The following is a 20,225-nucleotide window of genomic DNA, read 5'->3' as shown; positions in this document are numbered from 1 at the left end:
TCACTTTTCCTCCAGTAAATGTAACGAAAGCTTATCCAATGCTAATTTCCTCATGGATATTTGATTTTTTTTATCGCCCATCTCAGCAAAGCTTTCTTGGTAACCATTTGGTATAAATATACAGTCCCACTGAAAATCCCGGTTTCCTAATGGTGAATCTGATATCGTTCCTTCAACTTCGCCTTGAAAAAAGTGTATTTTCTTTCCATCGCAATAGCCAATTACTGTTTTAGCAATTGCAGCCTTATCTTGATGAGAGTTGAGTAGTGATATAAATCCTTCTGCTTCAAGATCATCCCAAAATATTTGAGTTAACCCACCAGGTAACTCTTTTAATGATTTTAAATATAAACCAGTATGTTCTACAAATACTGGTCTTCCTATCTGCTTAAAAGCTTTTAATAATTTATCTCTAACTAAATCCTGCGTATTTTTACTTTGTATTTCTTCAATTTTTATGTTGGCACTCACCACCTCAACTCGATCACCTAAGATATCATTTATTTCCTTGATTTTATTAGGGTTGTTACTCAGGAAATGTAGTTTCATAGTATTCCTTTAATAAAAGTAAATTGTTTTTGATATTCATACATCTTTTTGGAAAAGTTAGGGATTATAATTTCTTTATTGCAATAGTCGTAATCATCAATAAGACTTGTTTCTTGTATCCCCGGATTATCTGAGCAAACAACAAAGGGAACTTCGAAATTCAAAAACTCTTGAAGAGAATGTCCTTTGGCTATATGTGTAGCACCTGTCATCACGTTGCTTAAAGGGCATACTTCAACACAAACTTGATTCTTACTTAGCATTTCTAATACAAGTTTATCGTTTTTAGCGCAAGTTCCATGGCCTATTCTATCTGCTTCGAAATGAGTTATGGCTTTTTTAATATTATCGACATTTCCAGTCTCGCCTGCATGAATTGTAATTCCTAATCCTAAATCATGTTTGCATTTTTTGAACAGATTGTAGATATTATTATCCAGTTCAGTATCTTCATCTCCAGCCAGATCAATGCCAACGATATTATTTTGTGAACTTGATAAAGGAATATTATTGATGGCGAGTTTAATATGGTCCATGGCCTGTTCGCCTCTCCCGATTGTAATAATTAACCCAGCCTTTATCTGATATTTGCAGCTATAAATTTTAATTCCTTCCAGAAGCCAATCTAATGCCTCGAGATAAGTAATCCCACAATTTCTAGCTAAATGAATTACCGTGTGCCTGATCTCAACAAATTTTATGTTTGTTTCTGCCATGGCTATAAAAAAAGCCTCAATCATAGTATTTAATTGAACTTTGTTTATAGGGATAATCCGAAGAAATTCCCAGGGCTTAAGATACTCTATCAATCCAGAAGATTTTTTATTAACTAATAACTTGCTGTGATGGTAATTAATTTCAGTCAATCGATCAGCAGAATTATTTTCTACAATGATTCTATCAACTATTTCTGGAGGCAAAGCTCCATTGAAATGTACGTGCAATTCACCTTTTGGAGTAACTAAAAAATCATCCATGCGTTATCCTAATTTAAATTCACATTTTCTCTTGAAAATTTGGTTGTTGGTTTGAGGAGTTTATTGGCAGCCATGATACTAATTATATCACTTTGTCATATGGAAGAGTTAGATATAATTAATAGGATTAAGCCGCGTCGCTTCAGCTAAATGGTCTGGCGCGAAATGCGCGTATCGCATCGTCACCTTAATATCCGTATGCCCTAAAATTCGCTGAAGCACAAGGATGTTTCCTCCGTTTATCATGAAGTGAGAAGCAAAGGTATGACGTAATACGTGCGTAAGCTGCCCGGCAGGTGTCTCGATGCCGGCGCGCTGCATGGCTTTTCTAAAGGCGGAGTAACAAGGTTTAAAGAGCAACTGTGCTTTCCTGCTCGATGGCAGTTCAGCCTGTAATTTTTCAGTTATCGGCACCGCGCGGTTTTTCTTGCTCTTAGTTTTCACATAAATGATCTGACCGGCGCGGATTTGGTTTCCCTTTAAGCCTTCTGCTTCGCTCCAACGTGCGCCAGTTGCCAGGCAGATTTTCACGATGGTAGTCAGATCTTTGGATCGGCTGTTCTCACATTCGGCGAGTAGATTTCTGATTTCCTCAATGGTGAGATACGCCATCTCCGATTCACTGATTTTAAACTCGCGCACGTTCTCTAGCGGATTTGGCGCGGTCCATTCATCCAACCGGCGCAGTTCGTTAAACATCGCCCTGAAATATGCCAGCTCTAAATTTACCGTGCGCGGCGTAACCGTCTTCACTCGATTGGAGCGGGTGATTTTCCCGCTTAAACGCTGCTCGCGATAAGACGCAAAAATTTTCGCGTTAAACTCGGTTGCGAGTGGGTTTCCCATCGCCTCGCAGGCGAACGCCATTGTGGTTCGCCGTTTCTCACCATCCGCCAACGTAATGCCATGGGTGTTGAACCACAATTCAACCAGCTCAATTACCCGCCGCTTATCTGCTTTATCTCCCAGCCAGGGTTTATCTTGAACTTGCTCTTTTACGAACTTCTCATAGGATTGTGCTTCGCCCTTCGTCGCAAACTGGCGGCGAATCCTTTTGCCGTCACGGCCGTTTGGGAAAATCTGCGCCTGCCATTTCCCGTTGGGTAATTTGTTTATCGCCATTCCATGCCTTAAAGGTATTCGGTTCGAGTGATCACTTTGCCTAAAACTACGATGTCACTTGATTGGCATTCAAATGACGATTTCCCATTCTCGACACGTATTCTTCCACCGGGAAAACGTGCCAGTTCTCGAATGCTGACTAACTTATCAATCTCGATAAGCCAAAGCCCATCGACGATCTCGCCTTCATAGGTATCAACCAAATAAGTGCTTCTATCTGCGTTGATCACAAACGGGGCATTCAAGCCTTCGGGTAGTGATGCTTTATCCAGAATGAAATCATCCATAACTTCTAAAACCCCATTTGAGATTTTTTTGTGTGTGGCAATCACAACACGAGATTCCTCCACTTCCATAAAGCGTGCACCTTTACCTGTAGTTAGCCAGGTAAGTGATGCTCCCGTTTCCACATGGCAGATGATCACCCAGTCAGCAGGGAAGGTATCGCGGGCTGAACGGTTGGCTAGCGTGCTTTGCGAGACGCCCAAATGGTTGCATAGCGCCTGACGGCTGCTGAATCCGTACGCCTCAACTAAGCGAAAAATCACATCTTTACCGCCCCGATTACTCTCTACCGCTTCACGAACTACCTTTGCGTTATGGCGATTTGTGTTTTCTTTCGTTGACATATCCGATTTGTGATCCTATTCTTCGGTCTGTGATGAGATGAATAGCGTTTAATAGTGATATCTAATACCTAAACTTGGGAATACTGCATCATGACTCGTAAACTTTCAATGCGCCCTTCAATCAATCTCGTGATTTCAGAACCGTACATTACTGTCGAAGAGTTCTGCCGCCGCACTGGTTACAAGGAGGGCACCGTTCGTCAGATGTACCGCGAGAACCGTTTACCCATCAGGAAGAAGGAGGGCTTAAACGGGCTTATCGAAATCAACATGGTTGCTCTCACTATTGAAGCCGCTTCTGGCTGCGAAATCACAATGCAGGGCTGATGTATCCATATTGGGATATTGAAAGGGATTAATCATGTTTGATTTTAGTGTGTCCACACATAACTACTTTGACGAAGCCTGCCGCCGGTTCGCTCTGTCTCACAACATGAAAGAGCTGGCGCAGGCTGCAGGCATGAACGTGCAGTCCCTGCGCAACAAGCTGAATCCTGAACAGCCGCACCAGTTGACCGTTGCGGAAATGCTTTTGCTCACTGACCTGACCGAAGATGCAACTTTAATGGATGGCGCACTGGCACAACTACATTGTTTGCCTTGCGTACCGATGAACGAACATGCCGAAGAAAAGCTGTCAGCCTACGTTTTGAAGGCAACGGCAGAAGTGGGGCAGCTGGCAGCCAGTGCAGTGAATCAGGATGCGTTGAGCACTTCCTGTCGCCGTAGCCTGATGCAAAGCGTTAATACCGGCATTCGCTGCCTGAGTCTGGCCGCTATAGCGGTACAGGCCCGCATTCATTCCAATCCCACTATGGCATCAACCGTAGACGCTATCAGCGGCCTCGGCGCATCCATTGGCCTGAGCTGAGGGACTGCTAATGATTTCACTGGCATCACTTCTTAAGCGTAAAAGTCCGTCCGTAGCATACGGCAACGGCTGGATCATGGGTGAGAACGGCAAGCCCTGGCATCCGTGCAACAGCCAAAAGCAACTGCTGCAGGGGGTGACCAGCAAACGCAAACCCGCCGGTTTCATGGCGCGTTTATTCAGGGGGTAACATGCAGCGAGTAACAGGCAACACAACCGCACAGCAAGGCCCGGCATCTTTTGCCAAAACTCATTCAACGGGCAATCGTGCTGATGCTGTTAACAAAATGTCGTTTGATGAGTTTCGGAAAAGCTGGCGGCAGCAGCGTGACAATAACGCTAATCCGTCACTGCGTTATTTCAACCGTCAGAATGACGAGTTTAAATTTTGCGTATTAACCCTGGCTAACCGCGAAAATCCTAAAACCTTTTCGCAGGAGGAAATCGGCAAGCCGTTTGAATACTTCGATGAATACCGCCGAGAATTAATCATCATGGCGATGAATAAAATGGCGCGCTGGGGAAAGATTCTGCCCCGACAGTTTTCTACCGCAGACTGTTTTTTACCAGAGTAAATAAGACTCAAAAATTAATGGCGTAAACCCGCCGGGCATTCCTTTGCCCTGAATCTGGAGAATTGAACAATGAGAAATACCCAAACCCGTAATTTTGAAGCCGACGCAGACACGCTTAATGCACTGCTGAGCAAGGCCAAAACAGAACAGCGCAGCGATGATGCGCTGGCCGTATCAATCCGCATTGCGGCGCTGGTCATTCATGCCCGCAAACACGAAATGACCGCGCCAGAAATCATTGAGCTGCTGGATAAAGAGGCAGAGCGTTTTGAGCATCAGGCGCGGGAGCTGCACTAATGGCCGATTCAATGGATTTAGTCCAGGCGCGCGTTGAGGAAGAACTGCAGCGCAATCTCGCTAACGCACGTCATCAGCCTGTCGGGGCTGGTGAGTTCTTCTGTCAGGCCTGCGATGAGCCGATACCGGAGGCCCGTCGTCGCGCGGTACAGGGTGTTACTCACTGCGTCGCCTGTCAGGAAATCGTCGAGCTGAAAAGCGCCCACTATAAAGGCGGTGCTGTATGAGTACGATCCTTAAGTGGGCGGGCAACAAAACCCGCCTCATGCCTGAACTGCTTAATTATCTGCCGCAGGGGCAGCGACTTGTTGAGCCGTTCGCCGGTTCCTGCGCCGTTATGATGGCTACGGATTACCCGGCTTATTTAGTGGCTGACGTTAATCCCGACCTAATTAATCTTTACCGCCAGATTAAAGAACACACGCGCCCGTTTATCGTGGTGGCGGTGAGTCTGTTTACCCAAAACAAGAGGGCAGAGGATTATTACCGCATCCGAGAAGCGTTTAATCATGACCCGGCTCTACCTCTGCTTGAGCGTGCCGCGCACTTCCTTTACCTGAACCGCCACGGCTACCGTGGCCTTTGCCGTTACAACCGTAAGAGTGAATTTAATATCCCTTACGGAAACTATTCTGAACCCTATTTCCCCCTGGAAGAAATAGAAACGTTCGCAGCCAAAGCCCACCGTGCAACGTTTGTATGTGCTGATTTCCGCGAGACGCTGAGCATGATTAAGGGCGGTGACGTTGTTTACTGCGACCCGCCTTATGACGGTACGTTTAGCGACTACCACGCAGGCGGATTTGATAAGGCTGCGCAGCAGGACTTAGCCAGCATGTTAACCAGCGTGTCAGAGCGCTGCCCGGTCATCGCTTCAAACAGCGATACTGACTTCACGCGCACGCTTTTTGATGCCTACGAGCTGACCAGCATCAGGGCTGCCCGCGCGGTAGGTGTGGCTGCAGGTGACAGCAAAAGCGCGGCAGAAATCATTGCCGTTCGTCGTCCTGCCGCTATCTGGTTTGGGGGTTGATATGGCTGCAAAAGAGGCAGCTACATGATTGAGCAGTACGCTTACCCGTGGAATGCTCCACGGGAAGCTATCGCCAGCCCTTACCCCACCTATGAGGAAATGCACAGCCGCAGTCAAATGATTGCGGCTTTGGTGCGTGCGCAGGAGCTGCTTGAGCAGCAGCCGACTCTGATTCAAATTGACGTCAAACGTCGCATGAACGAGCTGGAAAAATCACAGGGCATTGCCCGCGCCAATGCGTACTTAACGAAAACCTTCGTCGAGCGCACATTGCCGCGTGTTGAATGCGTTAATGAACAGTACCGGGTGAAAACGATGAGTGCCGGCACGTTGAACTTGCTCACACATAACGCCCCGAAAGAGGCTGGCGCGGCACGTGCCGGCGGCCAGTTGTGGGAGCTGATGAAGCGTTTTAACCGCCTGGCTGATATGTCGCGTGCCGATGTGGATTTGCTGGCCGGTGACATTGCCAGTTTCATTCTGGCCGAGCTGGTACAGGCACACGCGCAGTCAACTGATGAGTCAGATTATAAATACACGCACCGCGTTTACATGACAGCGGCGGCCATCACCCGGGAATTTAATCAGACGCCGCCACTGTGGGATAAAGTGACGTCCCGTTTCTTTGTTCCGGAGGAAGTCACGCCCGCCGTGCTGCGTATGCAGACAGAGAAATGGTGGACGGGACGACTGCGCCGTGTGGCTGCGTCATGGCGTGAACACCTGCAGATTGCCCTGGCTAACGTAAGCAAAAAACACACGCCTCACGCCAGCAGAATGACGGTTTCAGAATGGCGGGAGCAGAAACGCCGTACCCGTGAGTTTTTAAAGGGCATGGAACTGGAAGACGAGGAAGGCAACCGCATCAGCCTGATTAAGAAATACGACGGCAGCGTGGCAAATCCGGCCATCCGTCGCTGTGAGCTGATGACCCGCATTCGCGGCTTTGAAAATATCTGTAATGAGCTGGGCTATGTCGGGGAGTTTTACACGCTGACCGCACCGTCACGCTATCACGCCACAATCAAAACCGGCCATCGCAATCGTAAATGGAATGGTGCCAGCCCCGCAGACACGCAGCGTTACCTCTGCAGCGTCTGGCAGCGCATCCGGGCAAAGCTGCACCGTGATGACATTCGAATCTTTGGCATTCGCGTTGCCGAACCCCACCACGACGCAACGCCACACTGGCACATGCTGATGTTTATGCGGCCCGAAGATGCGGATCAGGTGCGCCAGACAATCCGTGACTATGCCTTTCAGCAGGACAGCAACGAGCTGACCACGGATAAAGCCCGTAAAGCGCGCTTTCATGCCGAGGCCATCGATCCGGAAAAAGGCAGTGCTACGGGTTACGTGGCTAAATATATCTCTAAGAATATCGACGGCTACGCACTGGATGGCGAGCTGGACGACGAAAGCGGTAAAGAGCTTAAGGAAACCGCGCCCGCCGTTTCTGCCTGGGCGGCACGCTGGCATATCCGACAGTTTCAGTTTATCGGCGGTGCGCCGGTCACGGTTTACCGCGAGCTGCGTCGCATGGATGACACCGACACCGCTCACGGCCTCAGCGCGGAGTTTGCCGCTGCGCATGACGCGGCCGACGTGGGCGACTGGGCGGCATACGTTAACGCACAGGGCGGTCCGTTCGTGCGTCGTGATGAGCTGGCCGTGCGCACCTGGTATCAGTCGGGCGATGAGCTGAATGAATACGGTGAGGAAACCTTGCGTATTAAGGGTGTCTACGCAACTGAGGTTGGCGCAGATACTCCGATTTTAACCCGTCTGGCACAGTGGAAGATTGTTCCGAAGCGTGCCGTTGAATTTGGTTTTGATCTTCAGGGCGCGCCCGCGCCCTCTCGGAGTTCTGTCAATAACTGTACGGGGCGTTTGAGATCTGAGGATTCAAACCCGCCGGAAAGTTTGGAAGAAATCGACCTTAAGGGGATGGGCCATAAAGAACGGCGACGAATGCTTGCCCGACTGAGAGCAGAAAAGCCGGATAAAAAACACCTTGTGCTGCGACGGCCAGATACGATAGAGACGGCGTGTGACAACGTGATCGGCCAGGTCAGAGACTTAAGCGGCGAAACCATCAGTCGCGGTCTTGCCGTGCGCCTGATAGGTGGCACACAGACAGAAATTGCAGGAAAAATGTTCCGAAGCACCTGCTACGGCGACTTAGTACGACCATTCAGAACTAAGGATGACACTTCACGTAAAGACGAAATACTGAGCCGTTTCAACAGCCTTGCTGAAAGGGTTAAGGCGGCCAACTTGCGTAAAGTGGAAAGCGAAGCACACAAAAAGTAAGGCTGAAAGTAAAAAAACATTTCACTTTCGGATTTTCCTAATATACTGTGTTTATGTACAGTTGTTTGAGGGAAGTAAATGTTATGCAGGATTATTTTTTTGAGTCTTTTAAATTGCAACGTATTGATTTGTTTCTTAAATTGGTTGCATCGAGTGATTGCAGTGAAGATGAAAAGAGTCTGGCGATCCAGTGGGTGTCTGAGCTTACAGATGAACTAATGAAAAAGGTCCGGATTCAGGAATATCTACGCTCTATTGATACTAAAAGTTAAGCAATCAAAAGAAAAAGCACATGAAACCAAATAGATAAAATTCATATCGTTTGATAAGTCCTGTATTACTATCTATGGAAGACAATAGCCTGGTAAGGTTTTTTGCTTTTTTGGTAAGGTATTTATCTTAAATTGATAAAATTACTGGATGTCTGGTCGGTATGGTATATCATCTGCTAAGTTTTGGTTTGATTTTACTTTGGAGTGGTTTTTATGATAAACATCACTAATGATATGTTTGTTGAAGTGATGAACGATGCATTGCAAGGGAAACGAGAAAATCTGGAGATGCGGCTACGCATCATGATAAAGAAATTAAAAAAAGATTCTCCAGAGCTTGCATCAGAATTAAGTGATGCACTTTTAAGAAATACAGATTCATTTACTGTTTTAAGAGGTTTTAAAGATAATAAACAACCAGCACCGGTAGACGCTGATACTCGTCAGAAATTGCTAGTCGAAAACTATCCTGTGAGATTAACTGTTAGCCCTCTATGGCCTGAGCATATATCTACATCTTTAAACAGATTTGTGGCAGAGTGGGAAAAAAGAGAGCAGTTGTGTGAAAACGGTCTTCTGCCATCGAAATCACTACTAATGGATGGTCCTCCAGGCGTTGGTAAAACTTTAGCAGCGAAATGGCTTGCAGAGAGGATGAACCTTCCGCTTCTGACTTTAGATTTATCAAGTGTGATGAGCAGTTACTTGGGTAAAACAGGCAACAATATTCGTGCAGTTCTTGATTACGCGCGTTCTTTTCCATGCATTTTGCTACTTGATGAGTTTGATTCCATAGCTAAAAAACGGGATGATTCTTCTGATGTTGGAGAGTTAAAGCGTTTAGTAACAGTTCTACTGCAGGCAATTGACGAGTGGCCGAACACATCAATTTTAGTCGCTGCAACCAACCATGGGGAGTTGCTAGATCCTGCGGTTTGGAGAAGATTTGACCGAGTAATAAAATTTGATTATCCTTCACAAAATCTTATCAAAGATTTCCTACTTCAATGCGATGTACCGCATGGCATTGCTGAAAATATAAGTGAACGGATGGTAGGTAAGTCCTTCGCCGTCATTGAGCGTTCCTTGAATCAGGCAAAAAGGAATTCAGTTCTTGAGGATTTACCGGTTAATCGAGCAATACTTGAAGAGCTTTTTGATGGTGAACCTATCGAGGAAATCATCAAATTTATGAATGAGAAAGGGATGTCGCAACGGCAAATTTCTGCTGAGTTATCAATACCTAGACCAACTATTAAGAAGATAATTGGTTTGTAAGGGGTCGGAATGAATAACAAAAACCTGCTATTAGGCTATGGTGAGACTTTAACCGGTGATGTCAAAATTGAAAACGGTAGTGGGCCTAAAAATAAACCATATACTTATGAAGACAATGCTCCAGTAATAATAAATGAGTTAAGGGGTGTTATTCAAAAGTTTATGGATATTCCCGATGCCGCGAAACCAAAAGGTGAAGCAGTTGCGAAGTTAATCCTTCATCCGGCATTTTTAGCGAAAAGTTATTTTTCAAATCTAATTTTTAAGAGATTTTCGCTAACCAGCATTGGTAGTAAGGCTGTATCAATTAAACCGCGAAAGGTTGTTGGTAGTCGCGGTAAGCACAAAGACGAATATTCGAGCGTATGCATTTATGTTTCTGGAAAAGTAACTGATTTTTCGAATCTTCTTAAAGCGCTGTCAGATAATAAACTGAATAAAGGGCAGCAAAAAGAAATTATAACGTTTGAAAGTGTTGCTTTTTTTTCAGCCAATGAGAAGGTTAAGATAGTTAATTCCTCAATGCATCCTAGAAAGTTGGAGGTAGCTTTACATACGCCTGATAGTAACAAAGATGTGCTTGATAGCTTTATTAAATATGCATTGTCCTGCGGTGCAAAAATTGATAGGCATAAAATAATAAAGGTTAATGACCTCACCTTTATGCCAATATCAGCTAACTTAGCTGAGGCTAAAAATATTGCTGATTTTTCGTTCTTAAGAGTGGTTAGGGATCTTCCAGGCTTAAGGATAAATAATCCTGTTTTCACGCGTACAGTCGTTGAAGATTTTGAATTTGAACTTCCTCTCGAAAAAGCAATTAATGATAATATTAAAGTGGCGATTTTTGACGGGGGAATAGGTAATACTGATTTTGATAAATGGGTCAAAGAATACACTTTTGGCGAGCCTTCAAAGACTAGTGGAAAGTTACTTTCTCATGGTCAAGATGTTACTTCTACAGTTTTGTTTGGAGCTGTTCAGGATGGTCAGTCGCAATTGCCCATACCGTATTCTTCTATTGACCACTACAGAGTTATTGATAACTTGATCGATGGTGGAGATGAAGATTTATTTGACGTTTTATTAAGAATTAAATCTGTTTTAGATGAGAAAAAATACGACTATATAAACTTAAGTTTAGGCCCAAGATTTCCTATTGATGATGAAGATGTACATGTGTGGACGTCTACTTTAGAGCAATATTTATCTGCTGGAAATATCCTGTGTACTGTTGCCGTAGGTAATGATGGTGGTTTGGCTGACGGCTTGAATCGTATACAGCCTCCTTCTGATTTAGTTAATGCATTAGCAGTTGGTGCCGCTAATTCATTATCGAAAACTTGGGTCAGAAGCGATTATAGCTGCATAGGGCCAGGGCGAAGTCCAGGGTATGTTAAACCTGACGGCGTGGCTTTTGGCGGCTCTAAAGATGAGCCTTTTAAGGTTTATAGTCCTTTTTTAAATAAAGTTATTAAAACCGCTGGCACAAGCTTTTCGTCACCATTAGTTCTACGACAAGCCATAGGCTTGGCAGCGAGTTTAGAATATAATATTACGCCACTCACAGCTAAAGCTCTTTTGATTCATCATGCAGAAAATAATGGACTGCAACGTAGTCATGTAGGGTGGGGGAGATTTCCTCATGATATTTCCGATGTTATCTATTGTGATGACAACGAAGTTAAAGTTATATATCAGGGGGAGCTTAAGCCATCCCAGCATTTGCGTGCGCCAATTCCTTTCCCTGATATCCAGATTAACGGTGCTGTTGAACTTAAAGCTACCTTTTGCTTCACGACACCCGTGGACGTTGCTCATCCTGTGAATTACACAAAAAGTGGATTGGTTGTCACTATGAGAAAAACACCAAAAGATAAAATTGGTGCTACTTTCCCACTCTTTAATAGTAAACATATATATGCGAGTGAAGAGGAGTTGCGTGAAGATTCTCATAAATGGGAAACTACGCTTCGTAGTGAGCATACGTTCAACAAAGATACTCTTAAAGATCCATGTTTTGATGTTATTTACTACGGGCGTGATAATGGAATGCCTGCTGAAATAGATGAACTACCAAATCTTGCATATGTATTGATTGTATCGCTAAAGGCAAAAGATACCCCTGAGTTATATAACAATATAAGACAAAGGTATCAAACTTTACAGGCCATTCAAATTAAACAGCAAATCAGACTGCAATCTTGATTTGATAATCTTCTGCATGGCTATGCTGCATGAATCTGCATGATCCCAAAAGGATCGTCTACCCTCTGGCCCGCCTATGATAGCGGGCTTTTGCATATGTCATGCACCTGCATGAAAACCACTACATAAAGCGGGCAGGCGTGGCGGGGCTACGAGCGCGCGCCAAGTCTAAATACCTATCGCTGAGCATTGTCGGTGAAGTATTGTATGGGCAAAGAAACAGTATCTTTTTAAGTTTTGTAAGGATAGATTCCACTTGTATTTGGCTACTATATGCTCACAAAAAATCGAGCAGCTAAACACGAGTGTGTTCAATTTGGTCACTCGCAGGTGTTTTTTCTTCATTCTTATTTCCTTTAGAGCTAAGTTGCTGTATTTTTTATAAAAGCACGTATTTTTTAATTGATTTCCCACGTGAAATTCTTCCTTCAATATTAAAATTCTGATTCATACGAGGTCGTCATGTTTTCTGGACAATGGGTGGGTACTTCTTCTTTTGGTTCATTCAAAGGAGAGTGTTTGATAAATATCGAGCCTAAAAATGATGTATTAGGATGTTACGCTTATTTTTTTTCAGGCTCCGTGTCTTATCCATCGTCATGTGTGTATTTTGAAATGCCTACATCTGGAGACAACCACAAGCTCAATGTTTCTAATATACAGGTCATGAGTTCTGATTTCCTTGCTCAGCCTATTCATTCAACTAAAGATTATATAAGTAACAGTTATGGCGGTATAGACTTTCCTGAGAGCGCGATTTTTGAATTATCTTTCGATGGCGATGTATTGAATTTATTGATTACTCCCAGTGTTGGAAGTGTCATATATTGTGTCTTGGAAAATAAATGTAATAAAAGCTACTCATCTATAGGTATTGATATGACATGGGTAGATTTTAAGAGTTTCGTGAGTAGTGTTGATTACAGGAATGTGGCATTCAGAGGTCAGGCCCATAATTGGCCTTTAAGAACATCATTCCACAGGAATGGTAGGTATGATGTACAGGTATATATGAATGATGATATACCTTTGTTGCACAGACATATATCTAGTATGACAAAGCACTATTTCAATTTATCGGATCCAATACATAACGGTGCATTCATAAATTTGCTCCAGCACCATGGTTATCCTACACCTTTACTCGATTGGTCTTACTCACCTTATGTTGCTGCTTTTTTTGCGTTTAGCAAGCTAACGCAGGATGAAATTGATAATAGTGATGCTTCAAGGAAAGCGAGAATTTTTGTATTTGAATTGGATAAGTGGAGAAGGGAGATTTGGCAGTTTAGTAACCCATTTGATTGTAGGCTAAATATTTCAATAGGGGAGTATTTAACATTGAATAATCCGAGAGCGCTGCCACAACAGGCGTTAACTACTTTTACTAATTGCTGTGATATGGAGGGGCATCTTTATAAGTGCGGGGGAGAGACGGATAGATATCTTAAGGCGATAGATATTCCTATAAAAGATGCAAGGAACGCTATGCGTGATTTAGCGATGATGGGAATCACATATGGTGCATTATTCCCAGGGATTGATGGTGCTTGTCAGGATTTTAAGGAAATAAAATTCCCTCGAACTTAATTATTTACAATAAAATTGAAAGCCAAAGTGGAGTGGTGTTCTGGCTTTCAATTTTTTGGCTAATTAAGTTTGTACTCTTTAAAATCTATTACCTTTTCTCCCAACCATTCATTCAATTCTTTCATTCTTTCTTGTAATGGGCTGAGTTCATTCCGTACGAAAACCATGCTAGCCTTCTCTATATCCCCGAACCCGCCAGTGTTGTTAGGAATTATCCCCATTAACTGAGGCGGCACGCGATGCACGGCCAGCATGTCATCGCGCGACACGTTTTTAATATTCAGAAACTCATCTTTGGCCGCCACCTCTGACAGCGGGATGATCTGAATGCCGTCTTTCTTCCCGTTCGGGCTGTACATAAACAGATTACGGAAGTTACCAGGCCCTTTTGCGCTTTTCATGGCGCTGCGGATGTTGTCAACGTCCTGCTGGCTTTGTGCCGGGTCGGTCATGTACATGATAAAACCCGCATGACTGCCGTTAATGTAATACTTGCGGCGAAACAGCGTGGCCGACTCATTCAGCAGCGCGGACGGTATGGCTGACAGGTAGCCCGGTACGCCGTAGATTTCCTGATTGATGTCCGGCTCCATCAGGTGGAACACGCTGCCCTTTGTAAACTCATACGGCTCGGAGTTAAGGCCGTAGTGCGTATACCAGTAGGTGTCGAGGTCAAGCCCGCGCCGCGTGTATTTGGCAAGCGAAGGCTCCAGTTTCAGCGTGGTGCCGAGGCGGCTGGTTCGCTTCTCCAGGTACGCGTTGGCAAACACCAGGTAATCCATCGCGAAGCGGGTAAAAGCCTGCTGGCTCAAAAGCGGGTGCGGGATAAAGGTACTCGCCAGAATGTTGCACTTAACACTGATGGGCGAACTGTGATGCACGGCGGCACGGAACGTGCGCGCCAGCCCGTCAACGCTTACGGGTGGCTCATACCAGCGGTCATTGATGACGCACTCCACGTAGTCCAGCAGTTCGCGCCGGTCGAGTACCGGGATCGGGTCGCCAAAGGTAAACGCCTCGGAGGCGGCGGTGCTGGTCATCTGTTCCGGCTGCTGCACGGGCTGCGTGCGCGTGCGGTTCCTGCGTCTGCTCATTAATACATCTCCACAATATTCTGCGTGTGTGCCGCCTGTCCCTGCAGCGGCTCGTTTGCCAGCGCGTGCATGGTCGCCCAGGCTAAATCGCCGTGGCTCACTTCCTCGCTGCGGCTGGTTTCATAGGTCGGACGGTTGCCGCTGGCCGTGGTGGCTTTGCGGATAGACATAAACGACTGCGCAATGTCTAAGTGGCTGGCGTCAAACTCCATTCGCCCGCTGCTGATGGTGTCGTAGGCTTTTAAGACCAGGGCATTTTTCACCGTCGGGTTATAAACAAACTCTTTCACCTGCGGGAAAAAGGCTTTTACGTTCTCATAAACGCCGAGGCCGACGCCGGTCGAGTCGATGCCGATGTAGGTCACGTTGTACTGCTGCGTAAGGGATTTGATGGCGTCGGCCTGCGCGCGGAAATCCATCCCGCGCCACTGATGACGCTCAAGGATGCGGAACTTACCGCCCGGCACGGCAGGCGGGGCAATCACCACGCAGCCCGCGCTGTCGCCGTTCTGCGTACCCTTCGCCGGGTCGTAACCAATCCAGACCTCTTTCCAGCCGAACGGGCGCAGCGCCAGCGCTTCGAAGTCGTCCCACACTTCCCAGCTGTCCACCATGCATTTCTGCAGCATGGCAAGCTGGAACACCGAGGCGAGGTCATCCATAAACACGCACATCAGCAGGTTTTGATAGTCTTCCGGGCTGTAGCGCGTGCGCAGCTGCTCCAGGTCGAACAGGTCACAGCCGCCGCGTACGGCATCCTCGACGGTGACTATCTGGCGGAACTGGCCGTCGGCACACAGGCGGCCAGCGGCAAGCGACGCGTGGCTTAAATCAATATCAACCCGGTCGGCTTTGGTGCGGCCCTTGTTGAACTGCGCGCCAGACCAGAACGGATAGGCGCTGTGCGTGAGGCTGGACGGCGTGGAAAAGTAGGTTTCACGCCATTTCTTGTGCAGCGCCATGCCGGAGGCAACTTTCTGCAGTTCCTGAAATTTCGGTATCCAGAAATATTCGTCAAGATACAGGTTGCCGTGATAACTCTGCGCCGTGCGGGCGTTGGTGCCGAGGAAATACAGGCACGCACCGTTAGCCAGCGTCATCGGGTCGCCTTTCAGGTCGACGTCCGCCTCGCGGGCAAACTCCACGATGTACTGCTTAAACACGTGCGCCTGCGCCTTACTGGCCGACAGAAAAATCTGGTTGCGCCCGGTGGTGAGCGCATCGATCAGCGCCTCACGGGCAAAAAAGAACGTCGCCCCGATCTGGCGCGATTTCAGCAGATTGCGGACGGCGTATTTATTGCCCGCTTCCCACCACTGGCGCTGGTAGCCGAACATCGTGCTGTGAAAGACGTCCTGCAGCTTTTCAATCTGCGCGTCGCTGAACACGTTTTTTTCAGGCGGTTTGCGCGGGCCTTTGTTGCGGTTTTCGACGTTGGGGTTTAAATCGGCCTCATTGCCGCCGTTGTTAAATTTCCCGATGCGCGCATGGCGCTCTGACTGCCGGGCCAGCAGGTCAATTTCTTTGTAGTCCTTTCCTTCCTTCTCCTCTTTCATGACCAGCTGACAGTAGCGCGCAGCGGTGGTGAGCTGCATCTGGTCAAGCGGGCCATAGTCGCCCCACCTGTCGCGCTTCTTCCAGCTGTGAACGGTTGCGGGTTTCTCTCCCAGCATTTCTGCAATGCGGGCGATACGGTATCCCTGAAAGTACAGCAGCAAAGCCTGTCTGCGGGGATCGAGGTCTGCGGGGGCGATTGTCGTTGTCATGGCCCCAAAATACGGCCCGCCCGTTTCCTTTTCCGCCGACCGTGATTGTGTGAATTACGGTACAACGTCGCCGCGTTGTTTCACTGCCCCCGTCGCCGCAAACATAGGGACTCACAGAGTTTTTATCTAACCGGAGCCTGGACAATGGCAAAGAAAGCAAGGCGTTTCCGCATCGGGGTGGAAGGTGCCACCACGGACGGGCGCACCATCGAGCGCAGCTGGCTGGAGCAGATGGCGGCCAATTACGATCCGGCTGTCTACACCGCCGTGATCAACATGGAACACATCAAGGGTTACACGCCTGACAGCGCGTTTCGCCGTTTCGGAGTGGTCGATGCGCTGGACACCGAAGAAATCAGCGACGGCCTGCTGAAAGGCAAGCTGGGGCTGTACGCGGTAATTAACCCGACGGATGAGCTGGTCACGATGACCGGCAACATGCAGAAGCTTTTTACCTCTATGGAGATTCGCCCGGAGTTTGCCGACACCGGCGAGGCGTATCTGATTGGCCTCGCCGTGACCGACGATCCGGCCAGCCTCGGCACTGAAATGCTGCAGTTCAGCGCCAGTGCGGGCGCAAACCCGCTGGCTAACCGCAAGCAGCATCCTGACAACCTGTTTACCGCCGCCGCCGAAACCGTGATCGAGTTTGAGGACGTGGCCGACGAAAAACCTTCTCTTTTCAGCCGCGTATCTGCGCTTTTCAGCAACAAACAGAAGTCTGATGACGCCCGTTTCAGCGACGTTCACAGGGCCGTCGAGCTGGTCGCCACCGAGCAGCAGGCATTCAGCCAGCGCATAGAAACCGCCCTGAGCGAGCAGGCCAGCAGCCTGCAGGCGCAGCTGAGAGCAGAAGCTGCAGCCCGTGAGCAGCTGCAGGCGGATTTCAGCCAGCTGCAGGAACAACTGAGCCGTGAAGACGGGCGCCAGGACTTCCGCCCGCGCACGCCCGGTAACGGCAACGGCAACAGCCAGGACGTGCGCACCGACTGCTGATGCAGGTGCGGCCAACCCTCTTAACGAACAGAGAATATGAAACGATGAAAAACAGCACCCGCTTTAAGTTAAACGCCTACATGTCGGTACTGGCGGAAATCAACAAAATCAACCTGTCGGCCCTCAACAGCAAATTTACCGTTGAGCCATCCGTCGCGCAGACGCTGGAAACCAAAATTCAGGAGTCATCTGAATTTCTGACGCGCATCAACATCGTGCCGGTCGCGGAGCAGAGCGGCGAGCGCCTGGGGCTGGGAATCGGCGGCACGATTGCCGGTACAACCGACACCGCGCAGAAAGAGCGCGAGCCAACCGATCCGACCTACATTGACGGCGAAGGCTACAAATGTACGCAGACCAACTTTGACACGGCGCTGCCCTACGCGAAGCTGGACATGTGGGCGAAGTTTTCCGACTTTCAGGTCCGTATCCGCGACATGATTGTGAAACGCCAGGCGCTGGACCGCATCATGATCGGCTTTAACGGCCTCAAGCGCGAGAAAACCTCTAACCGCGACCAGAACCCGCTGCTGCAGGATGTGAATATCGGCTGGCTGGAAAAAATCCGCCAGGAGAAACCGTTGCAGGTGCTGGGCCAGCACATCGACAGCGCAGGAAAAATCATCGCCGATAAAATCACCATCGGTAAAACAGGCCTGTTCCGCAATCTGGATGCCGTGGTGATGGGTGCCGTAACGGAAAAAATCGCCGTGCAGTATCAGGATGACACCGAGCTGGTTGTGATCTGCGGTCGCCAGCTGCTGGCCGACAAGTATTTCCCGATCGTCAACAAAGACCAGCCCAACACCGAAGCGCTGGCCGCTGATTTGATTATCAGCCAGAAGCGCATTGGTGGCCTGCCTGCGGTGCGCGCGCCGTTCTTTCCGGCAGACGCGCTGCTGATTACGCGCCTTGATAACCTGTCGATTTATGTTCAGGACGACACCCGCCGCCGCTCCATCATCGACAACCCGAAACGGGATCGCATTGAAAACCTTGAGTCGGTCAACGAGGCGTACGTGGTCGAGGACTACGACTGCACCTGCCTGATTGAGAACATTGTAATGCTGGAGCAGGAACCGGAGCCGGAAGCGGGCCAGATGAGCGACGCCGAAATCGCGCGTATTGCCTCCGTTGCGGCAAGCGTGGTCAAGGCCATGAGCGAATCGGGTACGGCGCAGGCGCAGGCTGAATCAGGCACCGGCAACGCAGGAGCGTAACCCGTGACCAATCCTTTTCGCACACATACGCGATTCATTCAGGCACAGGAGGCCGCCCGCACGGGCGGCAGTGGCCGCCCGCACGGGCGGCAGTGGCCGCCACGCAAAAGGCTATGACCTTATGCTGCTGCAGCTGAATGAAGACCGCCGCCGCCTCAAGGGCATTCAGTCCACCGTCACCAAAGCGCAGATTAAGGTTGAGGTGCTGCCGAAGTATGCCGCCTGGGTAGAGGGCGTGCTGAGTGCCGACGGAGCGCAGCAGGATGATGTGATCATGTACGTCATGCTGTGGCGTATCGATGCCGGTGATTATGCCGGTGCGCTGACCATTGGCCGCCATGCCCTCAGACACGGCTGGGTGATGCCGGTCGGCAAGCGCAACACCGCCACTGTACTGACCGAGGAAATGGCCGACGCCGCAAAGGCCGCCATTCTGGCCGGAACCCCGTTCGATGCAGACCTGCTGCTGCAGACGCTGGATAACGTGGACGGGGAAGACATGCCGGATCAGTCGCGCGCGCGCCTGCATAAATCCATTGGCTGGGTACAGGCCGAAAGCAACCCGGCATCCGCACTGAATCACCTTAAGCACGCCCTGCAGCTGGACGAAAGATGCGGGGTAAAAAAAGACATTGAGCAGCTGGAGCGGAAACTCCGCAAAGACAGCTGATAACCGAACGTGCCCACGCGCGGGGCGGCACGGGGTGGCGACAGGCAGCGCCGCATCAAAACCCCGTCCACCGCCCACCTATTCAGGAGTAGTAAGGATGCAGTTTACAGCGCCAGAGCAGTCGCCGGTTGCGCCGGTCATTATCCCGAACAATTCATTCTGGCCGGATCTGGATTTGGCTAAGTTCCGCAGCGCGATGCGCGTTGACGGCACCGTGACGCCGGAGCGTCTGAAACAGGTTGTGCTGACCGCTATGTCAGAAGTCAACGCCGAGCTGTACCCGTGGCGGGAACGGCAGGAAATGGCGGGTTACAACGGGCTGGCCGACGTACCGGCTGAACAGCTGGCCGGAAAGAGCGTGCGCCTGCACCACTATGAAAACGCCGTGTGGTGCTGGACGCGTGCGGTACTCAACGAGCGATACAGCGACTTTGACGCCACCGCATCCGGCGCTAAGCGCGGCGAGACGCTGGACGATGCCAGCGGCGATTTATGGCGCGATGCGCGCTGGGCCATCAGCCGCGTGCAGGATCTGCCACACGTAACCGTCGAGCTTATCTGATGAAAGTGCGTGCGCAGCAGTATGACACGGTTGATGCACTGTGCTGGCGTCACTACGGGCGCACGCAGGGGCTGTCCGAGCGAGTGTTACAGGCCAATCCGGGGCTGGCGGAATACGGCCCCACCTTACCCCACGGTTTAGAGGTCGAGCTGCCGGACGTTGCGCCAGCAGCCACGGCGCAGACCGTGCAGCTATGGGACTGA

General features: G+C 48.9%; 23 protein-coding genes. 17 read left to right on the top strand and 6 right to left on the bottom strand.

What is annotated here, in order from left to right; all coding sequences use genetic code 11:
- The 4 genes from A6A26_RS23730 to A6A26_RS23715 all read right to left on the bottom strand — a co-directional run bounded on the left by A6A26_RS23730 (position 1) and on the right by A6A26_RS23715 (position 3,277).
- Complete coding sequence (locus A6A26_RS23730) at positions 1–549, bottom strand: non-canonical purine NTP pyrophosphatase (RefSeq protein WP_063881014.1); 549 nt, start codon at positions 547–549, stop codon at positions 1–3.
- Entirely contained in the window at positions 546–1,526 is a 981-nt protein-coding gene (locus A6A26_RS23725) for an amidohydrolase family protein (protein WP_063881013.1), read from the bottom strand. The genes A6A26_RS23730 and A6A26_RS23725 overlap by 4 nt, the downstream gene beginning before the upstream one ends.
- A 108-nt stretch (positions 1,527–1,634) precedes the next feature.
- A complete protein-coding gene (locus tag A6A26_RS23720) occupies positions 1,635–2,648 on the bottom strand; it encodes a phage integrase (protein ID WP_063881012.1) in 1,014 nt (337 codons plus the stop codon).
- 8 nt (positions 2,649–2,656) lie between these two features.
- The gene (locus A6A26_RS23715) at positions 2,657–3,277 is read right to left on the bottom strand and encodes a phage repressor protein CI (RefSeq protein ID WP_063881011.1); all 621 of its coding nucleotides are present in this window, start codon (positions 3,275–3,277) and stop codon (positions 2,657–2,659) included.
- Positions 3,278–3,367: 90 nt separating this feature from the next.
- Here A6A26_RS23715 and A6A26_RS23710 point away from each other — a divergent pair, with 90 nt between their 5' ends.
- From A6A26_RS23710 to A6A26_RS25085, 12 genes are all read left to right on the top strand, one after another.
- Entirely contained in the window at positions 3,368–3,604 is a 237-nt protein-coding gene (locus A6A26_RS23710; RefSeq protein WP_014604979.1) for a hypothetical protein, read from the top strand.
- Positions 3,605–3,638: 34 nt separating this feature from the next.
- A complete protein-coding gene (locus A6A26_RS23705; RefSeq protein ID WP_063881010.1) occupies positions 3,639–4,148 on the top strand; it encodes a phage regulatory CII family protein in 510 nt (169 codons plus the stop codon).
- Positions 4,149–4,158: 10 nt separating this feature from the next.
- Entirely contained in the window at positions 4,159–4,338 is a 180-nt protein-coding gene (locus tag A6A26_RS23700; protein WP_063881009.1) for a phage filamentation protein Fil family protein, read from the top strand.
- A 1-nt stretch (position 4,339) separates the two neighbouring features.
- Positions 4,340–4,723, top strand: coding sequence for a hypothetical protein (locus tag A6A26_RS23695; RefSeq protein ID WP_024471084.1), 384 nt, complete (start codon positions 4,340–4,342; stop codon positions 4,721–4,723).
- A 69-nt stretch (positions 4,724–4,792) separates the two neighbouring features.
- Positions 4,793–5,020, top strand: a complete 228-nt coding sequence (locus tag A6A26_RS23690; RefSeq protein WP_063881008.1) for a DUF2732 family protein — start codon at positions 4,793–4,795, stop codon at positions 5,018–5,020.
- Positions 5,020–5,247: a TraR/DksA family transcriptional regulator gene (locus tag A6A26_RS23685; protein ID WP_063881007.1), complete on the top strand. Its 228-nt coding sequence runs from the start codon at positions 5,020–5,022 to the stop codon at positions 5,245–5,247. Before A6A26_RS23690 ends, A6A26_RS23685 begins: the two co-directional genes overlap by 1 nt.
- A complete protein-coding gene (locus tag A6A26_RS23680; protein ID WP_063881006.1) occupies positions 5,244–6,053 on the top strand; it encodes a DNA adenine methylase in 810 nt (269 codons plus the stop codon). Before A6A26_RS23685 ends, A6A26_RS23680 begins: the two co-directional genes overlap by 4 nt.
- 24 nt (positions 6,054–6,077) lie before the next feature.
- On the top strand, positions 6,078–8,366 hold the full coding sequence (locus A6A26_RS23675; protein WP_063881005.1) for a replication endonuclease: 2,289 nt from the start codon (positions 6,078–6,080) through the stop codon (positions 8,364–8,366).
- A gap of 83 nt (positions 8,367–8,449) precedes the next feature.
- Positions 8,450–8,638 (top strand): hypothetical protein, encoded by a 189-nt coding sequence (locus A6A26_RS26135; protein ID WP_063881004.1) that lies wholly within the window; start codon positions 8,450–8,452, stop codon positions 8,636–8,638.
- Between the two features lie 213 nt (positions 8,639–8,851).
- A complete protein-coding gene (locus A6A26_RS23665) occupies positions 8,852–9,916 on the top strand; it encodes an AAA family ATPase (RefSeq protein ID WP_063881003.1) in 1,065 nt (354 codons plus the stop codon).
- A 9-nt stretch (positions 9,917–9,925) separates the two neighbouring features.
- A complete protein-coding gene (locus tag A6A26_RS23660; protein ID WP_063881002.1) occupies positions 9,926–12,124 on the top strand; it encodes a S8 family peptidase in 2,199 nt (732 codons plus the stop codon).
- Between the two features lie 480 nt (positions 12,125–12,604).
- Positions 12,605–13,714, top strand: a complete 1,110-nt coding sequence (locus A6A26_RS25085; protein ID WP_172823914.1) for an FRG domain-containing protein — start codon at positions 12,605–12,607, stop codon at positions 13,712–13,714.
- A gap of 59 nt (positions 13,715–13,773) precedes the next feature.
- On the opposite strand, the gene A6A26_RS23650 is transcribed toward A6A26_RS25085, so the two are convergent.
- Positions 13,774–14,808, bottom strand: coding sequence for a phage portal protein (locus tag A6A26_RS23650; protein ID WP_063881000.1), 1,035 nt, complete (start codon positions 14,806–14,808; stop codon positions 13,774–13,776).
- A complete protein-coding gene (locus A6A26_RS23645) occupies positions 14,808–16,574 on the bottom strand; it encodes a terminase ATPase subunit family protein (RefSeq protein WP_063880999.1) in 1,767 nt (588 codons plus the stop codon). The genes A6A26_RS23650 and A6A26_RS23645 overlap by 1 nt, the downstream gene beginning before the upstream one ends.
- A gap of 144 nt (positions 16,575–16,718) precedes the next feature.
- Between A6A26_RS23645 and A6A26_RS23640 the strand changes: the two genes are divergently transcribed.
- The 5 genes from A6A26_RS23640 (at position 16,719) to A6A26_RS23620 (ending at position 20,225) form a co-directional block, all read left to right on the top strand.
- Positions 16,719–17,570, top strand: a complete 852-nt coding sequence (locus tag A6A26_RS23640) for a GPO family capsid scaffolding protein (RefSeq protein WP_063880998.1) — start codon at positions 16,719–16,721, stop codon at positions 17,568–17,570.
- Positions 17,571–17,614: 44 nt separating this feature from the next.
- Positions 17,615–18,790, top strand: coding sequence for a phage major capsid protein, P2 family (locus A6A26_RS23635; protein ID WP_063881261.1), 1,176 nt, complete (start codon positions 17,615–17,617; stop codon positions 18,788–18,790).
- 25 nt (positions 18,791–18,815) lie between these two features.
- Complete coding sequence (gene gpM / locus A6A26_RS23630) at positions 18,816–19,460, top strand: phage terminase small subunit (RefSeq protein ID WP_063880997.1); 645 nt, start codon at positions 18,816–18,818, stop codon at positions 19,458–19,460.
- A gap of 97 nt (positions 19,461–19,557) precedes the next feature.
- On the top strand, positions 19,558–20,022 hold the full coding sequence (locus A6A26_RS23625; protein WP_014604999.1) for a head completion/stabilization protein: 465 nt from the start codon (positions 19,558–19,560) through the stop codon (positions 20,020–20,022).
- Positions 20,022–20,225, top strand: a complete 204-nt coding sequence (locus A6A26_RS23620) for a tail protein X (RefSeq protein ID WP_013027024.1) — start codon at positions 20,022–20,024, stop codon at positions 20,223–20,225. Before A6A26_RS23625 ends, A6A26_RS23620 begins: the two co-directional genes overlap by 1 nt.

This window comes from Pantoea sp. OXWO6B1, assembly GCF_001641135.1.
Lineage (GTDB): Bacteria > Pseudomonadota > Gammaproteobacteria > Enterobacterales > Enterobacteriaceae > Pantoea > Pantoea allii.
This window is presented reverse-complemented; position numbering and strand designations above follow the sequence as displayed.

What these genes read in the sequence shown, in the direction of transcription:
- A6A26_RS23730 (WP_063881014.1), bottom strand. Translation starts at nt 549, where the DNA reads ATGAAACTACATTTCCTGAGTAACAACCCTAATAAAATCAAGGAAATA.
- A6A26_RS23725 (WP_063881013.1), bottom strand. Translation starts at nt 1,526, where the DNA reads ATGGATGATTTTTTAGTTACTCCAAAAGGTGAATTGCACGTACATTTC.
- A6A26_RS23720 (WP_063881012.1), bottom strand. Translation starts at nt 2,648, where the DNA reads ATGGCGATAAACAAATTACCCAACGGGAAATGGCAGGCGCAGATTTTC.
- A6A26_RS23715 (WP_063881011.1), bottom strand. Translation starts at nt 3,277, where the DNA reads ATGTCAACGAAAGAAAACACAAATCGCCATAACGCAAAGGTAGTTCGT.
- A6A26_RS23710 (WP_014604979.1), top strand. Translation starts at nt 3,368, where the DNA reads ATGACTCGTAAACTTTCAATGCGCCCTTCAATCAATCTCGTGATTTCA.
- A6A26_RS23705 (WP_063881010.1), top strand. Translation starts at nt 3,639, where the DNA reads ATGTTTGATTTTAGTGTGTCCACACATAACTACTTTGACGAAGCCTGC.
- A6A26_RS23700 (WP_063881009.1), top strand. Translation starts at nt 4,159, where the DNA reads ATGATTTCACTGGCATCACTTCTTAAGCGTAAAAGTCCGTCCGTAGCA.
- A6A26_RS23695 (WP_024471084.1), top strand. Translation starts at nt 4,340, where the DNA reads ATGCAGCGAGTAACAGGCAACACAACCGCACAGCAAGGCCCGGCATCT.
- A6A26_RS23690 (WP_063881008.1), top strand. Translation starts at nt 4,793, where the DNA reads ATGAGAAATACCCAAACCCGTAATTTTGAAGCCGACGCAGACACGCTT.
- A6A26_RS23685 (WP_063881007.1), top strand. Translation starts at nt 5,020, where the DNA reads ATGGCCGATTCAATGGATTTAGTCCAGGCGCGCGTTGAGGAAGAACTG.
- A6A26_RS23680 (WP_063881006.1), top strand. Translation starts at nt 5,244, where the DNA reads ATGAGTACGATCCTTAAGTGGGCGGGCAACAAAACCCGCCTCATGCCT.
- A6A26_RS23675 (WP_063881005.1), top strand. Translation starts at nt 6,078, where the DNA reads ATGATTGAGCAGTACGCTTACCCGTGGAATGCTCCACGGGAAGCTATC.
- A6A26_RS26135 (WP_063881004.1), top strand. Translation starts at nt 8,450, where the DNA reads ATGCAGGATTATTTTTTTGAGTCTTTTAAATTGCAACGTATTGATTTG.
- A6A26_RS23665 (WP_063881003.1), top strand. Translation starts at nt 8,852, where the DNA reads ATGATAAACATCACTAATGATATGTTTGTTGAAGTGATGAACGATGCA.
- A6A26_RS23660 (WP_063881002.1), top strand. Translation starts at nt 9,926, where the DNA reads ATGAATAACAAAAACCTGCTATTAGGCTATGGTGAGACTTTAACCGGT.
- A6A26_RS23650 (WP_063881000.1), bottom strand. Translation starts at nt 14,808, where the DNA reads ATGAGCAGACGCAGGAACCGCACGCGCACGCAGCCCGTGCAGCAGCCG.
- A6A26_RS23645 (WP_063880999.1), bottom strand. Translation starts at nt 16,574, where the DNA reads ATGACAACGACAATCGCCCCCGCAGACCTCGATCCCCGCAGACAGGCT.
- A6A26_RS23640 (WP_063880998.1), top strand. Translation starts at nt 16,719, where the DNA reads ATGGCAAAGAAAGCAAGGCGTTTCCGCATCGGGGTGGAAGGTGCCACC.
- A6A26_RS23635 (WP_063881261.1), top strand. Translation starts at nt 17,615, where the DNA reads ATGAAAAACAGCACCCGCTTTAAGTTAAACGCCTACATGTCGGTACTG.
- A6A26_RS23625 (WP_014604999.1), top strand. Translation starts at nt 19,558, where the DNA reads ATGCAGTTTACAGCGCCAGAGCAGTCGCCGGTTGCGCCGGTCATTATC.
- A6A26_RS23620 (WP_013027024.1), top strand. Translation starts at nt 20,022, where the DNA reads ATGAAAGTGCGTGCGCAGCAGTATGACACGGTTGATGCACTGTGCTGG.